The organism is Bradyrhizobium glycinis (genome assembly GCF_016031655.1).
Taxonomy (GTDB): Bacteria; Pseudomonadota; Alphaproteobacteria; order Rhizobiales; family Xanthobacteraceae; genus Bradyrhizobium; species Bradyrhizobium glycinis.
The window spans coordinates 1-17,124 of record NZ_JACCHQ010000005.1; the positions used below are offsets into that span (position 1 = coordinate 1).

At 64.1% G+C, this 17,124-nt stretch carries 15 protein-coding genes and 1 pseudogene; 14 read left to right on the plus strand and 2 right to left on the minus strand.

The genetic code is table 11. The features are described 5' to 3' along the window. Window positions 1-550, plus strand: a 550-nt coding sequence (locus HZZ16_RS10110; protein WP_210342420.1) for a transposase, incomplete at its 5' end; no start/stop codon positions are given. Window positions 551-787: 237 nt separating this feature from the next. Here HZZ16_RS10110 and HZZ16_RS10115 read toward each other — a convergent pair. Then, window positions 788-928, minus strand: a complete 141-nt coding sequence (locus HZZ16_RS10115; RefSeq protein WP_197948324.1) for a hypothetical protein — start codon at window positions 926-928, stop codon at window positions 788-790. A gap of 57 nt (window positions 929-985) precedes the next feature. On the opposite strand from HZZ16_RS10115, the gene HZZ16_RS10120 reads away from it, so the two are divergent. The 8 genes and pseudogenes from HZZ16_RS10120 to HZZ16_RS10155 all read left to right on the plus strand — a co-directional run bounded on the left by HZZ16_RS10120 (window position 986) and on the right by HZZ16_RS10155 (window position 10,278). Further along, the gene (locus tag HZZ16_RS10120) at window positions 986-2,533 is read left to right on the plus strand and encodes a tetratricopeptide repeat protein (protein ID WP_197948325.1); all 1,548 of its coding nucleotides are present in this window, start codon (window positions 986-988) and stop codon (window positions 2,531-2,533) included. A 955-nt stretch (window positions 2,534-3,488) separates the two neighbouring features. Continuing rightward, window positions 3,489-4,991: a glucan biosynthesis protein G gene (locus tag HZZ16_RS10125; RefSeq protein ID WP_197948326.1), complete on the plus strand. Its 1,503-nt coding sequence runs from the start codon at window positions 3,489-3,491 to the stop codon at window positions 4,989-4,991. Further along, a complete protein-coding gene (mdoH, locus tag HZZ16_RS10130; RefSeq protein ID WP_197948327.1) occupies window positions 4,979-7,099 on the plus strand; it encodes a glucans biosynthesis glucosyltransferase MdoH in 2,121 nt (706 codons plus the stop codon). Before HZZ16_RS10125 ends, mdoH begins: the two co-directional genes overlap by 13 nt. Window positions 7,100-7,285: 186 nt before the next feature. Next, window positions 7,286-8,099 (plus strand): annotated as a pseudogene (locus HZZ16_RS10135) (sugar phosphate isomerase/epimerase family protein). Between the two features lie 14 nt (window positions 8,100-8,113). Next, complete coding sequence (locus tag HZZ16_RS10140; protein ID WP_197948328.1) at window positions 8,114-9,289, plus strand: Gfo/Idh/MocA family protein; 1,176 nt, start codon at window positions 8,114-8,116, stop codon at window positions 9,287-9,289. Between the two features lie 224 nt (window positions 9,290-9,513). Next, the gene (locus HZZ16_RS10145; RefSeq protein WP_197948329.1) at window positions 9,514-9,675 is read left to right on the plus strand and encodes a DUF2934 domain-containing protein; all 162 of its coding nucleotides are present in this window, start codon (window positions 9,514-9,516) and stop codon (window positions 9,673-9,675) included. Further along, window positions 9,672-9,857: a hypothetical protein gene (locus tag HZZ16_RS10150; RefSeq protein ID WP_036037644.1), complete on the plus strand. Its 186-nt coding sequence runs from the start codon at window positions 9,672-9,674 to the stop codon at window positions 9,855-9,857. Before HZZ16_RS10145 ends, HZZ16_RS10150 begins: the two co-directional genes overlap by 4 nt. Before the next feature lie 142 nt (window positions 9,858-9,999). Continuing rightward, entirely contained in the window at window positions 10,000-10,278 is a 279-nt protein-coding gene (locus HZZ16_RS10155) for a DUF2934 domain-containing protein (RefSeq protein ID WP_197948330.1), read from the plus strand. 288 nt (window positions 10,279-10,566) lie between these two features. On the opposite strand, the gene HZZ16_RS10160 is transcribed toward HZZ16_RS10155, so the two are convergent. Continuing rightward, window positions 10,567-12,354 (minus strand): peptide ABC transporter substrate-binding protein, encoded by a 1,788-nt coding sequence (locus HZZ16_RS10160; RefSeq protein WP_197948331.1) that lies wholly within the window; start codon window positions 12,352-12,354, stop codon window positions 10,567-10,569. A 314-nt stretch (window positions 12,355-12,668) separates the two neighbouring features. Here HZZ16_RS10160 and HZZ16_RS10165 point away from each other — a divergent pair, with 314 nt between their 5' ends. The 5 genes from HZZ16_RS10165 (at window position 12,669) to HZZ16_RS10185 (ending at window position 17,103) form a co-directional block, all read left to right on the plus strand. Further along, on the plus strand, window positions 12,669-13,463 hold the full coding sequence (locus HZZ16_RS10165) for a MetQ/NlpA family ABC transporter substrate-binding protein (RefSeq protein WP_197948332.1): 795 nt from the start codon (window positions 12,669-12,671) through the stop codon (window positions 13,461-13,463). A gap of 147 nt (window positions 13,464-13,610) precedes the next feature. Then, window positions 13,611-14,648, plus strand: a complete 1,038-nt coding sequence (locus tag HZZ16_RS10170; RefSeq protein ID WP_197948333.1) for a putative FMN-dependent luciferase-like monooxygenase — start codon at window positions 13,611-13,613, stop codon at window positions 14,646-14,648. 37 nt (window positions 14,649-14,685) lie between these two features. Then, window positions 14,686-15,285 carry a CMD domain protein gene (locus HZZ16_RS10175; protein ID WP_197948572.1) on the plus strand — a complete coding sequence of 200 codons (600 nt, stop codon included), beginning with the start codon at window positions 14,686-14,688 and terminating at the stop codon, window positions 15,283-15,285. Window positions 15,286-15,297: 12 nt separating this feature from the next. Beyond that, a complete protein-coding gene (locus HZZ16_RS10180; RefSeq protein WP_197948334.1) occupies window positions 15,298-15,873 on the plus strand; it encodes an alkylhydroperoxidase domain protein in 576 nt (191 codons plus the stop codon). Between the two features lie 72 nt (window positions 15,874-15,945). Continuing rightward, window positions 15,946-17,103 (plus strand): ABC transporter substrate-binding protein, encoded by a 1,158-nt coding sequence (locus HZZ16_RS10185; protein WP_197948335.1) that lies wholly within the window; start codon window positions 15,946-15,948, stop codon window positions 17,101-17,103. Window positions 17,104-17,124: the final 21 nt, after the last annotated feature.

Below are 17,124 nucleotides of genomic sequence, written 5' to 3' on the forward strand. Positions count from 1 at the left end.
CGCGCGCCTGAAGAACAGGATCGAGAGCTGCCGTAACGTGGCAATCAACAAGCTCTGGCATGAGGATATCGCTCGCCTGGAGCAACGTGAGAGCGCCGAACTCAAGGCTCTGGTCGCCTCGATCCGCAAGTATCCCGATCTTGCCGAGAGGCTTGCGCTGATCAATAGCGTCGATGGCATCGGGCTGCCGACTGCCGTTGCCATCCTGGTGCGTCTGCCCGAGATCGGCCGGGTTACGCGCGAGCAAGCCGTCGCTCTCGCCGGCCTTGCACCGTATGACGACGACAGCGGTGACCAGGTCGGGGTTCGGCACATCGAGGGCGGACGAAAGCGGCTGCGTCGTGCCCTTTATACGGCTTCACTGGCGGCTTCGTTTCGATGGAATCCGCAGCTCATCAAGCTCTATCAACGGCTGACTGCCGCCGGAAAGGAACACAAACGCGCGCTCGTTGCCTGTGCCAGGAAGATGCTCATCTTCGTCAACGCCGTGGTGGCTCGCGGCACGCCGTGGTGCGGCGAACCACCGATGCGATCATTCCCTGTTTCTTAGTTCGACCGGCACGCGTTTCTTCGTCCCGACCTGCGGCTGCTCACGACGTCGCGCGCAGCGGCGGTCAAGGATGGCCGTCGCTCGCCCTAACCTCACCTGATCTGCCGCCAGGCCACGCCTTGACCGCCGCGAGCACGGCGTCATCATTGGAAGACGCAGACGACCCCAAAGGCAGCTACCGTTTAATGGTTGCTACGTACTGTGATCACCATCACAGGCGTGGCCGCCTTCCCTTGTCTATACTGCCGGTTCGGAAGCAGGGTGGCGACCATGCGGAATCGGATTGCACTGGTTTTCAGTTTCTTTTTTTTCACTTTTCTGGGAGCCGCTGATCTTGCGGCCGCAGACGACCGGACAATCTGCGCGCAGCGTGGCCATGAAGGCCGGATCGCCGCGTGCTCGCGGCTGATCGCAAAGAGCGGCGGGCGCGACGCGTTGGCGTTCGACAATCGCGGTGCCGAATATGGCGACAAGGGCGACTACGATCGCGCAATCTCCGATTTCAGCGAGGCCATCCGCATCGATCCGAAATACGCGCTTGCCTGGCAGCATCGCGGCGCCGCCCTGCTTCGCCGGAACGAGGTGGATCGGGCCATCGCCGACCTGACCGAGTCGATCCGGCTCGATGCAAACAATCTGAACGCGTTGAACGATCGCGGCATGGCCTATGCCGCTGCAGGTGATTCCGAGCGCGCGCTTTCGGATTACAATGCAGCGATCCGCATCAATCCGAGGTTCAAGTTCGCCTACTTCAATCGAGGGCGGCTCTATGCCGGCAAGGGCGACCACACCCGGGCGATTGCCGAATACTCCGAGGTAATTCGCATTGACCCGACCTACGGTTATGCGTTCAACAATCGCGGACTGTCCTATCAGCACACCGGCCAGTCCGAGCGTGCCGTGGCCGATTTCAGCGAGGCGATCCGGCTTTTGCCGAGGACGACGCTGGCCTACAACAATCGCGGCGACATCTATCTCCTTCAGGGCAGGTACGATCAAGCTCTCGCCGATTTCAATGAGTCGCTGCGCAATGATCCGCAACATCAGAGCGCGCTGGTAAACCGCGGAATGGTGTTCGAGAAGCTGGGCGAGGTCGCAAAGGCCCGCGCCGACTTCAACGCAGCTCTGGCTGCCCCGCAGAAGTACGACAGCGCGAAATGGTCGATGGACAAGGCGCGCGAACGCCTCGCCGCGCTGGACGATACGTCAATCAAGACCGTTCCCGCCACCACCACGTCGGTCATCGCGCTGCCGGGATCGTCAAGTAGAAATGACAGGCGCATCGCGCTCGTGGTCGGAAACTCCGCTTATGAGAATGTCGCAGCGCTCGCCAATCCGGCGCGCGATGCGGCGCTCGTCGCCGAAACGCTCAAGCTCACCGGATTCGATTCCGTCACGCTGCTGACCGATCTGCGCAAGGATGAGTTGACCGCGGCGCTGCGCGACTTTGCAAGGCAGGCGGAAATCGCCGACTGGGCGATGGTATATTACGCCGGTCACGGCATGGAGGTCGGCGGCGTCAACTATCTGATCCCGATCGACGCGAAGATCGCCTCCGACCGCGACGTCAGTTTCGAAGCCGTGGCGCTGGACCAGGTGTTGAACGCGGCGGAACGCGCCAAGCGGCTGCGCCTCATCGTCCTCGATGCCTGCCGCGACAATCCCTTCGCCAACCAGATGAAGCGCACCATGACGCTAGCGTCGCGTTCGGTGTCGCGAGGCCTTGCGGCGATCGAGCCCGAGGCGGGCACGCTGGTGGTGTATGCCGCCAAGGACGGAGAGATGGCGCTCGACGGAGAGGGCAGGAATAGCCCGTTCGCCACGGCGTTCGTCAATAATATGCGCAAGCCCGGTCTCGAGGTGCGCCGGCTGTTCGACGTCGTGCGTGACGATGTCATGGAGGCGACCAATCGTGCACAAAAGCCGTTCAGCTACGGATCGGTCTCGGGCCGGCAGGATTTTTACTTCGTTGCCGGGAAATGAGACGCAAGGCTTTGGCTGTCGCGCGGGCAAAATTTCACGGTAATTGAGCCGAATTTCGGAAATATCGTATCTCCCGCCCATCCCGGCTCATCCTGAGGGGCGATCGCGTCGTCGTCTTGTTCGCGAGCCGGGCTTGCGGTGGACGCGGCAGCGTCGGGCGCGAGAGGTGCGGGCAGGGAGGGTAGTCCCCGGTGAGCTCGAAACCGCGCGCGGACGAACGGCGCTGCTAGGCTCGTCTCGTCTGCAAGTTTCCGGCTTCGTCGGCGGGGTTGGAAATACTGCAGGCGAAATGGCGGGCCGTGCGTGCGGCAAAACCGTGTGGTCCTGGCCGTCGTTGCTGCGGTCAAGCTCTTGCGGATGCGGCTCTCGCGTCAACCGGCGCAGGTGCCGGTGACTTTCGCAAGAACGAGGGAGGCCAGAAGGAACTCGGCTCCCGGGAGAGCACGGCATAAGCCGTCCGACCATCGCGCAGGGAAGGCCGAGTGATCGGCACCACCTGTATGCTGCTGTGCGGTTTTCCTGCGCGTGCATTTCGCGCAGCAGACCGCGGGTGCCTGTCGGCACCCGGCCTTCCCTGCGCCCTCTTATCAAGAGGGTGGAGTGACCAAGCAAAGCTCGGGCAATATCAGCCGCGAGATTGCAAAGGCGTGCGTGCAATCAGTGTGGCGCCTGTCAGAGGCATCTTGCCCCCTGATCCGTCGGCGCGAGCGTCCTGTCCGCGGGTCATTGAAGCCGATCAGTCGTGCCTACACCAGCGACATCGGCGCAACCAGCGCGGGCAGCGCTGCTCGGGCCGTCGCGCAGAGAAACGCACGGACGGCGAACTTCATCCGTTTTGGGTCATTTAGCCTCACCTCTATTGGCCGCTTCCCGAGCTGGAGGCCGAACGGGCTGGAACTCGTGGGCGCGTCGGTCGTTGCTTGGCCGCGGCAATGGCAACCGAGTAGGAGAGCACGTGAATCGACGCCAGCTTGTTCAAGGGTCGGCGTTGCTGCCGGCTTTGCTGCTTGCTTCCCGACGCAGCTTGGCCGCCCCGTCGGATGCATTCGGGCCGTCCACCGTGCGGGACCTGGCGCGGATGCTGGCGAGCAAGCCCTACGAGGCGCCGGACGAGAAGCTCCCGAGCGGATTGAAGGACCTGGATTACGATCAGTATCGTTCGATCCGCTTCTTGCCCGAGCGGGCGCTCTGGCGCGGCAAGAATCTTCCGTTCGAAGCGCAGTTCTTCCACCGCGGCTTCTTCTACAAGAACAGGGTGAACATCTTCGAGGTCGCGGATGGAAAGGCATCCGAGCTCAAGTACCGCAAGGCGGACTTCTCCTTCGGCGGGAAAGTCCCTGCGTTCGAGGATAGCGATCTCGGGTTCGCAGGCTTCCGCATCCATGCGCCGATGAACCGCCCCGACTATTACGACGAGGTCTGCGTCTTCCTGGGCGCGAGCTATTTCCGCGCCGTGGCCAAGGGGCAGACATACGGGCTTTCCGCCCGGGGGCTGTCGATCGATACGGGCGAAGCCAAGGGCGAGGAGTTTCCGCTCTTCAAGACGTTCTGGCTCGAGCGGCCGGCGCCGGGTGCGACCTCGCTGGTCATTCATGCTCTGCTCGACAGCAAGAGCTGCGCAGCGAGCTATCGATTCACCGTGCGCCCCGGGGAGACGACGGTGTTCGACGTCGAAATGTCGGTCTACCCGCGCGTCGAGATGCCGCGGGCCGGTCTCGCGCCCATGACCAGCATGTTCTTCTACGGTCCGAACGACCGCAACGACATCGACGATTTCCGCCCCTCCGTCCACGATTCCAATGGCCTTGCGATCTTCAACGGGAAGGGCGAGACCCTGTGGCGGCCGCTCAGCAATCCTCGCGATCTCCAGATCAGCACCTTCCAGGATCTCAATCCGCGCGGCTTCGGGCTGATGCAGCGGGAGAGAAACTTCTTCGCCTACCAGGACATCGAATCCAGCTTCGAAAAACGCCCAAGTCTCTGGATGGAGCCGATCGGGGATTGGGGCGAGGGCGGCGTCGTGCTGTTCGAGATCCCGACCAAGGAGGAGATCCACGACAACATCGCCGCATTCTGGCGACCGAAAAACCCGCTGCAGGCCAAGGGCGAACACAACTACACCTATCGGCTTCATTGGGGGCCGGATAGCCCGAAGCCGCATTCGCTCGCCCGATTCACGCGAAGCGGGATAGGGGCGAGGGGCGAGGACGCGCGCCTGTTCGTGCTCGATCTGTTCGGCGACAACCTTAGGGGCGTCGATCCTGCCGGTGTCAAAGGCGTGGTGACGGCGGGGAAGTCCGAGATGAAGAACATCGTCACGCAGCCCAATCCCTACACCGGTGGCTGGCGGCTCAGCTTCCAGTGCCAGGTGAAAGGCGAGCCGATCGAGCTGCGGGCGTTCCTGGCCGAAGGCGACAAGCCGTTGTCGGAAACTTGGGTCTACCGATGGGCGCCCTGAGCACGGCACCGCGGCCGATTGCCGGCGAGATCGCGACCCAGCGCCTGCTGCCGGGCGAGTCCCCCCTTCCGATGGCTCCCGGCGACCTCGGAAAGGACCGGGTTCCCGACCGTATTCCTGCGCCTGTTGCCCCCGCGATGGCCTGGCGGCGCGGCCTCATCCTTCTTTCGACGGCGGCGCTCACGGCCGGCGGCGGATATGAGATGTATCGCGTGCTGCAGGTCGGCGGCGTCACCGTCCTTGAGGCCATGGTGCTGGCGCTCTTCCTGGTCCTGCTCGCCTGGGTCGCCTTCTCGTTCGCCTCCGCGCTGGCTGGCTTCTTTGTTCTGCTCGCCCATCGTCCGGGCGCCTTCGCGCCAGACGCGGAGCTGCCTGCGATCGCAAGCCGCACCGCCATGCTGCTTCCCACCTACAACGAAGATCCGCACCGATTGACGGCGCGGCTTCGTGCGATCATCGAATCCCTGGAAACGACCTCGCAAGGAAAGCTGTTCGATTGGTACGTTCTGAGCGACAGCACCGATCCCGACATCTGGGTCGCCGAGGAAAAAGCGCTCCTCGCGCTGCGACAGGCGGTGGGGACGCCACGGCTGTACTATCGCCACCGAGCCGAGAATACGGCGCGCAAGGCCGGGAACATCTCCGAGTGGATCACGCGGTTCGGCGGCGCCTACGACTTCATGATCGTGCTCGACGCTGACAGTCTCATGAGCGGGCAGACCATTGTCCGACTGGTCCATGCCATGGAGAGCAATCCGAGCGCCGGCCTCGTCCAGACGCTTCCCGTGGTCGTCAACGCGCGAAGCCTGTTCAGCCGGGTCCAGCAATTCGCGGGCCGCCTTTACGGACCGATGATCGCCGCCGGCGTCGCCTGGTGGCACGGCTCCGAAGGCAATTACTGGGGCCACAATGCGATCATCCGGGTGAGGGCGTTTGCTGAAGCGGCGGCGCTGCCGCAGCTTCGGGGACGGAAGCCGTTCGGCGGGCACATCCTCAGCCACGATTTCGTCGAGGCCGCGCTGATGCGGCGCGCCGGGTGGGGCATCTACATGCTGCCGACGCTCGGCGGAAGCTACGAAGAGGTGCCGCCTTCGCTGCTCGATTTCGCAGCGCGCGACCGGCGCTGGTGTCAGGGCAATCTTCAGCATCTCGCCGTAGTGCCCGCGCGGGGCCTCCACTGGATCTCGCGCGTGCATTTCATGGTGGGGATAGCGGCATATCTGACGGCCCCCCTCTGGCTGCTGTTCCTCCTGCTGGGGATGCTGATCTCGTTGCAGGCCCGCTTCGTGCGTCCGGAGTATTTTTCGAAGGGGTTCTCGTTGTTTCCGACGTGGCCGGCCCAGGATCCCGTGCTCGCCATCTGGGTGTTCGTCGCCACGATGGGGGTGCTGCTGTTGCCGAAGCTGCTCAGCCTCGTCCTCGTCTGGATGCGAGGCCCGGTGAGACGCCAGTTCGGCGGCGCGTTGCGTGCTTTGGCCGGAGTTCTCGCGGAGATCGTCGTATCCGCGCTGATGGCGCCGGTGATGATGATCTTTCAGTCGATCGCCGTGGTCGAGATTCTGGCCGGTCGCGATGCCGGCTGGCAGACGCAAAGGCGCGACGACGGCAAGGTGGAGCGCCGCGAGCTCTATCGGAAATACGGCGTTCCGACCCTGTGCGGCGTTGCGATGGCCGCAAGCGCCTACGTCGTTTCGCTGCCCCTTCTGCTCTGGATGTCGCCGGTCATCGTTGGGCTGCTGTTCGCCGTTCCCATAGGCGCGCTGACCGCCATGCCCGTCTCCGGAGGATTGTTTGTTACTCCCGAAGAACGAGAGCCGCCTCCCGTCCTGCGGCGAGCGAACGAACTCAGCGCGTCGGCGGATCTAGCGGGCAGCCCTGCCTTGGTGGAGCTGCGCCAAGACCCCGCGCTCCTGGCCTTCCACCTCGCGCAGCTGCCGCCTCCTCGCCCCACCAGGCCCGACACGGTCGACGCCAATCTGGCGGTCGGCCGTGCCAAGGTCGATGCGAGCGAGACTTTCGAGGAGGCCGAGAAGCATCTATCCTCGCGAGAAATCTTCTCGATCTTGAACGACGGTCCGACGCTCTCCTCCGTGCTGCAGAAGCGATGAAGCTTCGGCCTGGATCTGTCCTGTGACCGTTTGAAGCTTTTCTCGTTGCGTAGACCGGTATTGCTCTCTCCCTTCATGGCCGGCATCCTCGAACCAATCGCGCGGAGAAGCGACCCTGACGATGGTCCGGACCATTGGGTGTCCGCAACGCATTCGTCACAAAACGTCCAAGGAAGGAAGCACGCGATGAAGATGATCAAAGGGCCTGCGATATTCCTCGCTCAGTTCGCTGCTGACGCGGCGCCGTTCAATTCGCTCGATGCGATATGCGGATGGGCCGCCTCGCTTGGCTACAAGGGGATTCAGATTCCGAGTTGGGATGGGCGGCTCTTCGACTTGAACAAAGCCTCGGAGTCTCAGACCTACGCCGACGAGGTGAAGGGTGTTGCGGCTCGCCACGGCCTTTCCATCACCGAGCTTTCGACCCATCTGCAAGGCCAGCTCGTCGCCGTTCATCCGGCCTATGATGCGGCGTTCGACGGCTTCGCCGCGCCGGAGGTGCGTGGCAACGCCAAGGCCCGCACGGAATGGGCCATCGATCAGGTCAAGCGCGCCATCCTGGCGTCCAGGCGGCTCGGGCTCAGTGCCCAGGCGACGTTCTCCGGCGCGCTTGCCTGGCCCTATGTCTATCCCTGGCCGCAGCGTCCCGCCGGCCTGCATCAAGGCGTTTCACGTCAAGGACGCCGAGTTCAATCCGACCGGCCGCCAGGGCGTCTATGGCGGGTTCCAGAGCTGGGTCGACCGAGCCGGCCGCTTCCGCTCACTCGGCGATGGTCAGGTCGATTTCGGTGCCATCTTCTCCAAGCTCACGCAATACGATTACGACAGCTGGGCGGTGCTCGAGTGGGAGTGTGCCCTGAAACACCCCGAGCAAGGCGCGCGCGAAGGCGCCGAGTTCATCCGAAACCATATCATCCAGGTGACAGAGAAAGCCTTCGACGATTTCGCAGGCAGCGGCACTGACGCGACTGCCAACCGCAAGATGCTCGGCATCTCCTGAAGAGAGGGGACAACATGGCTATCGAAGCAAGCAATGAAACCGGCGGCCATCGTCGCATCCGTCTTGGGATGGTCGGCGGTGGCCAGGGTGCCTTCATCGGCGCCGTCCACCGGATTGCCGCTCGCATCGACGACCAGTTCGAACTGGTGGCCGGCGCGCTCGCGTCGGATCCGGTTCGTGCCAAAGCCTCCGCAAAGGAGCTCGGCATCGCTGACGGCCGTGCCTACGGCTCTTTCGAGGAGATGGCGCGGGCTGAAGCCGCGAGAGCGGATGGTATCGAGGCGGTCTCGATCGTGACGCCCAATCATATGCACAGTCCGGTCGCGAAAGCTTTCCTTGAAGCCGGCATCCACGTCATCTGCGACAAGCCGCTGACCACCACCGTTGCCGAGGCCGAGGAACTGGTCGCGCTGGTCAGGAAGACCGGCAGGGTCTTCGTCGTCACGCACAATTATACCGGCTATCCCATGGTCCGGCAGGCGCGCGCCATGATCGCGAACGGCGATCTCGGCGAGATCCGTCTCGTCAAGGTCGAGTATCTGCAGGATTGGCTGACCGAGCGCTTGGAAACCACCGGCCAGAAGCAGGCGGCGTGGCGCACGGACCCGTCCCGGTCCGGCGCGGGCGGGTGCATCGGCGACATCGGCACCCATGCCTACAATCTTGCCCGCTTCGTCAGCGGGCTCGAGCTGGACGAACTGCTCGCCCAATTGTCGACCTTCGTCGGAGGGCGGCGGCTCGATGACGATGTGCAGATCCTCCTCAAGTGGAAGGGCGGCGCCAGGGGCATGCTGTGGGCGAGCCAGGTTGCCGTCGGCAATGAGAACGGGCTCACGCTGCGCGTCTACGGCAGCAAAGGCGGCCTCGAATGGGCGCAGGAGAATCCGAACCACCTCTGGTTCACACCCTATGGCAAGCCCAGACAGCTCCTGACCCGCGGCGGGGCCGGCGCATCGGGCGAGGCGGGTCGGGTCACCCGCATCCCATCGGGGCACCCCGAGGGCTACCTCGAAGGCTTCGCAACGATCTATGCCGAGGCGGCGCGCGCTATCCGCGCGGCAGCGGCCGGCGAAAAGCCCGATCCCGATGCCGTTTTCCCGACAGTCGAGGATGGCCTCGCAGGCGTGAAGTTGATTGATGCTGCGGTGAAGTCATCCGCGGGCAATGGCGTCTGGGTTCGGATGACGTAACTGCCCACGTGCATCCGACATCGGCGCAATGCTGGGTGGAAAGGCGTGCATCCCCGGGACAAGCCCGGCCCATCCGGCACGGGCAGACGCGTAGGAACTCTTGCACATGGTCGAAACTTGACTCTGCGGGTCAGCGTCGCCGCCGATGGCTGGCCTGCACGGCCCCGCCTCCAAGCCCCCCATACCCCCCAGGGTGGGGCCGTGCTTCCAAGCAGGAGGTGCAATTGTCCGAGCCGACCGAGCAAGAGATCAGAGAACGCGCGCACCAATTGTGGGAGCAGGCGGGCAAGCCCGAAGGGCGCGAAGAGGAATTTTGGCACGCGGCGGAGCAGGAGCTACGCAACGAGGACAGGTCGAACACGCTGCGGACGCCGGATACGCTGTGACCGACAAGACCTGCCCATTCTGCCAGGGTCTTGGATGGGTCTGCGAAAACCATCCGCTCCGGGTCTGGAGCGAGAAGCTCGGCGGCTGCCGCTGCGGCGAGGGCATGCCCTGCACGTGCAACACGACTGAGGACCCTGAAATCAGGGTGGTGATCGTCGAAGCCGACACGACGTGGCACTAGCGGCGCCGGCTGCTTCGGTTCGAGCGATGCTGCGCAGCTGATCACTTCCGAAAGCGCTGCGCCTCAAGGAACGGACCATCCGGGAAAGGAATTGAGTGTCCGCACGGCTCCGACAACAATCCTTTCCACGGCAGTTTCGGCGGTGGACGAGCAGAAGAAGCTAGAGCACCAGATCGAACTCGCAACGCGAGCGGCTTCGCTCGTCAAGGACGAAACCACCGGACAGCGCTTCAGGAGCTTCGCCGAGGAGCTGAAACGAAAGCTGCTTCGCATGATGCGCCGTGGCAAGGTGCGCACACGCGCCTATGAGCTCTGGGAGCAGGCCGGCCGGCCGAGCAATCGGGAGCTGGACTTCTGGCTTGAAGCCGAACGTCAGATCGAAGATGAACGCGAGGAGCGAAAGGGCTCGGGCGCTTCATAGCGCGAGGCGGTATCTGCGTCCTTCTGCACGCGGAGTCGCAGGTGTCGGTCGCGCAGCCAAGGAAAAAGCCGCCGGGTTCTTCACCCTGACGGCTTTGCAAAGTCCGTAGCTGTTGATCGTCTCCCCAGCCTCGTGCGTACCGCCGTTACCTTGTTTGCGGCCATGCCCGACCCTTGTAGGCGATGGTGCGCGATTCCGCTGTGATCTGGAGCACACAGTGGAAGGGATTCGATGTGATGTTCTGAAGCCCGCGCCGCGCTGCAACCATGAGCGCGCTCACGAGTCCCATCAGGTCCGATACCACGCCGCCAGGTTCCACGTGATGGTGTCCCAGCCGGAGATGTCGATCATCAAATTGTTGGCGCCGGCATTGACGACGTGGCGCGAGAGCAGGGGCAGGAACACGTTGGCCTCACAGAAGATCTCGTCGACCTTCATCAGCAGCGCGGCGCGCTTGACCGGATCGAGCTCGTTCTGCGCGGCCTTGTAGGCCTTGTCGGCTTCGGGATCGGAATAGCGGGAATTGTTGCGGCCGAGCCACTTGTTGTCCTTGGTGGCGATCTCCCAGGACACGCACTGGTTCAAGAGGCGCTCCGGATCGGGCTGCGGCTGCGTCGTGTTGTACATCTCCATGTCGGCATAGAATTTCGAGTAAGTATCGGGATTGCCGACGTCGGATGAGAAGAACACGGAGGCGGTGACCGCCTTGATCTCGATGTCGATGCCGGCCTTCTGGCACGCCTGCTTGATGATGGCTTGCGTCTTCTGTCGCGGGGCGTTGGTCGAGGTCTGGAATACGTATTTGAGCTTCTTGCCGTCCTTCTCGCGGATGCCGTCCGCGCCCCTAGTCCAGCCGGCCTCGTCGAGGATCTTGTTGGCCTTGTCGATGTCGAACTCGTATTTCAGCTTAGGCGATTTGAACTGCTTGGGCGCGTTGACGAAGCTCGCGGTTGCGATGGCGGCGCGTCCGTAGATGAACTTCTGGATCGAATCGCGGTCGATCAGAACATTGATGGCGCGTCGAACGGCGGGGTCGGACAGCGTCGGATGCTTGGTCTTGACGCTCGAGCGTTCGCCGTCGACCTCGGTCCAGGGGTCCGTCGTGTTGAGGATGATGAACTCGACATTGCCGGAAGGCGTGATGTCGAGCTTGCCTTTGCCGCCCGCCTCCATGCGCTTGAGGACCTCCTCCTCCACCTGCATGTTCCAGGCAAAGTCGTACTCGCCGGTCTGCAGCACGGCGCGCGCGGCCGACACCGCGTCGCCGCCGCCCTTGACCTCGACCATATCGAAATGTGGCTGGTTCTTGATGTGATAGTCGGGATTGCGTTCGGCGCGGATCATGTCGCCCGGCTTGAACTCGACGAATTTGTACGGGCCGGTGCCGACCGGCTTCAGATTGCCCGGCGCTTCGCGCGACTTGGCCCCGACGTACTCGCCGAAATGGTGCTTTGGCAGGATCATCCCGACCGAGCCGACGAACGGATCGGCCCAGAACGGCGTCGGCGCCCGGAAGACCACCTTGACGGTGTGGTCGTCGATCTTCTCGACCTTGATGTCCTTGTAGGAGCCCGTGGTGTAGGCCGCGGTGGCGAGATCCGCGGCGTATTGCCAGGTGAAGACGACGTCGTCGGCGGTGAAGGGCTTGCCGTCATGCCAGGTCACGCCCCGCTTCAGCTTCCAGATTACGCTCATGCCGTCGGCCGCAAGGCCGCCGTTCGCCTTGGTCGGAGCCTCGGCGGCAAGGCAGGGGATGAGGTTGCCCTCCTTGTCCCACCCGGCAAGCGGCTCGAAGAAGATGCGCGAGGCGATCTGGTCCTTGGTGCCGAGCGCGAAATGCGGATTGAGCAGGGTGGGCGCCTGCCAGAGCAGCATCTTGAGCGTGCCGCCGCCGCCGGCCTTGGCCGGCTTGTACGGCAGCGTGGCGTCAGCCATCGCCACGTCGTGCCAGACCAGGATCTGGCTGGCGATCGGCGCCGCGATTCCGACCGCGGCCATTGTCCTGATGAACGAGCGCCGCGATACTGTGCCTTGCTTCACCTCCGCGACCAGATTGCGGATTTCGTTCTCGTCCATTGGATGATCCCCACCTCGTCCCCACCGGCTCAGTGCGCTAACTCAGCACGTCGGGCGTGGTAGAGTCAAAGAGAAGGGCGTGGGCGCGGGGCGGATGGAACGAAAGTGTAATCCGGGAATCACGAGCGCCAGTGGCCCTGCTTGCGCTGCGGGCCATGCCGGCTACGTGCGCGCAATTTGTCGCACTCTGCGTTCTTTTCCCGTTTGCGCCTGAATGGAGAAAGGCTGGCCCTTAACCCGCGGCCAATATGGATTTCCATTTCATTGATTTCGCAGCGCAGAAAAGGGAATACGGTTCCGTTGCCGCAGCTTCCATGGAGACCAAGATGTCGTTTCGCCTTTCCCTGATTCTCTCCGCCGTGCTGGCCGCATGGTCCGCCGCAGCCGCGGCCGAGACCATCAAGATCGGCGTGACGCCGGGGCCGCATGCGCAGATCCTCGAAGCCGTGAAGCCGATCGCCGCCAAGCAAGGCCTCAACATCCAGCTGCTCGAGTTCTCCGATTACGTGGTGCCGAACGCCGCGCTCGATGCCGGCGAGATCCAGGCCAATTCGTTCCAGAACCAGCCCTACCTGGACAACCAGAAGGCCGACCGCGGCTACAAGATCGAAGCCGTCGGCCTGACCGTGAACTTCCCGATCGGCGTCTATTCGAAGAAGCACAAGGCTTTCGGCGATATCCCCGAGGGCGGCAAGGTCTCGATCCCGAACGACCCGACCAATGGCGGCCGCGTGCTGCTGCTGCTGCGCGACAAGGGCGTGATCAAGCTGAAGGACGGCACCGGCTTCAAGCCGACCGTGCTCGACATCACCGACAATCCCAAGAAGCTGAAGTTCATCGAGGTCGATGCGGCGCAGGCGCCGCGCGCGCTCGAGGACGTCGACGCTGCCGCGATCAACACCAATTACGCAACCCAGGCCGGCCTCGATCCGGTCAAGGACCCGATCCTGCGCGAGGATCCGAAGGGGCCCTATGTCAACCTGATCGCGGTGCGCAGCGCCTACAAGGACAAGCCTTGGGTCAAGATCCTCGTGGACAGCTACCACACGCCTGAGGTCAAGGAGTTCATCCTGACCAAGTTCAAGGGCGCGGTGCTGCCGAGCTGGTAGGCAATCTGCCCGCCAAGAGTCCACATCAGGGCGAACCGGCGGGCAGCCTTGCGTATGAGCTTGCGTATGAGCCCTGCGTAATGCCCGCTTGTCGGGAGCTGCGGCAACCGACATCATCGGGACCCATCCTCGTCCGACAGGGATCGTATGAAACGCTTTGCCAACCTGAAACGCCTGGGCTTCTTCACGCGGCTGCTCGACGAGGCGCCGGCGGCGGACCGCTATCGCTTCGCCGCCGAGCAGATCGTGCGCGCCGAGAAGGCCGGGCTCGATTCCGCGTGGATCGCGCAGCATCATTTCCATGAGCGCGAGGGTGGCCTGCCGTCGCCCTTCACATTCCTGGGTTATGTGGCCGCGCAGACCTCGCGCATCCGCCTCGGCACCGGCATCGTCACGCTGCCGCTGGAGAACGCGGTGCGGGTGGCCGAGGACGCCGCGGTGCTCGATCTTCTCTGCAACGGCCGCTTCGAGCTCGGCGTCGGCACCGGCGGCAATCCGTCGGCCTTCGCCGCCTTCGGCCTCGACAGCGCCCGGCGCAACGAGATTTTCAGCCACAATCTGGACATCGTCCGCAAGGCCCTGACCGGCAAGCCGCTCGATGGCGGCGATACGCTCTATCCGCAGCGGCCGCAACTGGACAAGCGCATCTGGCAGGCGACATTCTCCGTCGCCGGCGGTGCCCGCGCCGGCAAGGCGGGCGATGGCCTCCTGCTCTCGCGCACGCAGCCACGGGCCAAGGACGCGCCGAACGCGACGCTTGCCGAGATCCAGAACCCGATCATCGACGCCTATCTCGCCGCGCTGCCGCCGGGCTGCGAGCCGCGCATCATGGCCTCGCGCAGTGTCTTTGTCGCCGACGACCATCGCGAGGCGATGCGGCTTGCCGACATCGGATTGCGCCGCGCGCTGCCGCAATTCATGAAGGGCGGACACCTTCCCCCCGGCGAGACGCTGGAGGAGATGATCACCGCGTTCGACACCCATGTCGGCGATGCCGACCACGTCATCGCCTCGCTCCGTGCCGATGCCACGCTCGAGCGGGTGACTGACCTCGTCTTCCAGGTGCATTCGGTCGATGCGCCGCATCCTTACGTGCTGCGCTCGATCGAGCTCGTCGCCGACAAGGTCGCCCCAGTACTGGGCTGGACCCGGACGGCCGCCAAAGACGTTGCTCTTGCGGGCTAGCCGGAATGAATGGAAACGCGTTGCACGAGGCTGAATGATGGGTGCGCAAGATATCATCGACACGCTCGCCGGCATTGAGCCCGGCTCCACGCTCGACGCCATCCGCGCGCGCCGCCTGCAGGCGTGCGAGAATGCGCAGAAGAGCTATCTCGCCCTGTTCGAGCCGGTCGATGCGGGCGATTTTCCGCTTGCCGAACGCGCCGCGGTCGCGGCCTTCGTGACCGGGCTCCATGGCGAGTCCCCCGTCGCCGCCTTCTATCGCGATAAGCTTGCCGCGACTGCGGATGGCGCGCCTCTGCTTGACGCGATCAACGCCGAGATCGAGCGCGGCAAGACCTCGGGCCCATACGGCGCCTATCCGGCCGGTCCGTTGTCGATCGAGAACAAGGCCGGGCTGATCTATCGCGTCAGTGCGGAGCGCAAGCCGGTGCTCGGCGCCAAGCTGGTCGCAGCATTGGAGCACGCGCATCTCCTTGTCTTCCACCCGCGCGATGCCGCAGCCGCCGACATGAAGGCGCTACTGGCTGCCGGCTGGTCGACCACCGGCATCGTCACGTTGTCCCAGCTCGTTGCGTTCCTGTCGTTCCAGGTGCGCGTGGTCAGCGGCTTGCGCACGCTCGCCGCGGCAAACGCGTAAGGAGGCCCAATCATGAGCACCGTCAATCCGCCCGTCGTCTTCACCCAGGACGAGCTCGGCTGGGTGTCGTGGATCGACCCGCTGCCCGAGGCCGAGCTGACAGAGCGGCACTACGCCGGCCTCGTCGATCGCGCCCGCGCCAAGTCGGAATATTTCCGCCTGCTAGTGCGCGATCCCGAAGTGCTGGAGGCCCGCACCAAGACCGACAAGGACATTTTCTACAACGTCGCCGACGGCCTGCCGCGCGCCGAGCGCGAGCTCGCAGCGGCGGCCACCTCGCGCTACAACGGCTGCATCTATTGCGCCTCGGTGCATGCGCGCTTCGCCAGCACCTATTCCAAGCACCGTGACGACGTGCAGCGCCTGCTCGACGAGGGCGTTGGGGCCGATCTCGGCGAGCGCTGGAATGCGGTGGTCAAGGCCTCCGTGGCGCTGGCCGCCACGCCGATCGCATTCGGGCCCGACAACATCGCCGAGCTGCGCCGGGCTGGTCTCGACGACGCCGAGATCGTCGACGTCATCAACGGCGCCGCGTTCTTCAACTGGGCGAACCGGCTGATGCTGTCGCTCGGCGAGCCCTCGAAATAGGCAATCTTACCGGCACGAGAATTGCTGCTCGTATCAACTGACTCGAATCAACTGAAATGGATGGAGCCGTGCATGAGCAACATCGATCGTCGCACCCTGGTCAAAGGCTCGCTCGCCGCGATGATGGCGGGCACGGCCTTTTCCCGCGCCGCGCTGGCGCAATCCGCCGAGCCGATCCTGCTCGGCGTCAGCGGCCCGCTCACGGGACCGAACGCGCAATATGGCGCGCAGTGGAAGCAGGGTTTTGATCTCGCGCTCGACGAGATTCACGCCGCCGGCGGCATCAACGGTCGCAAGCTCGCCTACCAGTTCGAGGACAGCCAGAGCGATCCGCGCCAGTCGGTGGCGATCGCCCAGAAATTCGTCTCCGATCCCCGCATCGTCATGGAGCTCGGCGATTTCTCGAGTCCCGCCTCGATGGCGGCTTCCCCGATCTATCAGCGCGGCGGCCTGGTGCAGTTCGGCTTCACCAATTCGCACCCCGACTTCACCAAGGGCGGTGACTTCATGTGGAGCACGTCCGTGAGCCAGGCCGACGAGCAGCCGCTGCTGGCGTCTTACGCCGTCAGGCGGCTCGGCCTGAAGAAACTTGCGGTGCTGCACCTCAACACCGATTGGGGCCGCACCAGCCGCGACCATTTCGTCAAGGCGGCCAAGGAATACGGCGCCGAGATCGCGGTCACCGAGGGCTACATCGCGGAAGAGCGCGACTTCCGCTCCACCCTGGTGCGTGTGCGCGACGCCAGCCCGGACGGGCTGATCCTGATCTCCTATTATTCCGACGGTGCACTGATCGCGCGCCAGGCGCGCCAGGTCGGCCTGAAGCAGACGATCTGCGCGGCCAGCTCGGTGTACTCGCCGAAATTCCTGGAGCTCGGGGGCGAGGCGGTCGAGGACGTCCATCTCGGCACGCGCTATTTCCCGCAAGATCCGCGGCCCGAGGTGAGGAAGTTCATCGAGGGCTTCAAGGCCAAGTACAACGGGCAGGAGCCCGACGCCTTCAACGCCTATTCCTATGACGCGATGAACATGGCTGCTGCCGTGGTGAAGATCGGCGGCACCGACCGCCGTGCCATCCGCGATGCTTTCGCCAAGGTGAAGGACGTCTCCAGCGTCATCTTCGGTCAGGCGACGTTCGACGTCGAGAGCCGCCGCGTCAAGGGCGCCATGAACGCCGAGCTCGTCGTGCGCAAGGGCCAGTTCACGCTGTGGGACGGCAAGCCGACCTGACCTGATGGCCGGAGCGCGCGC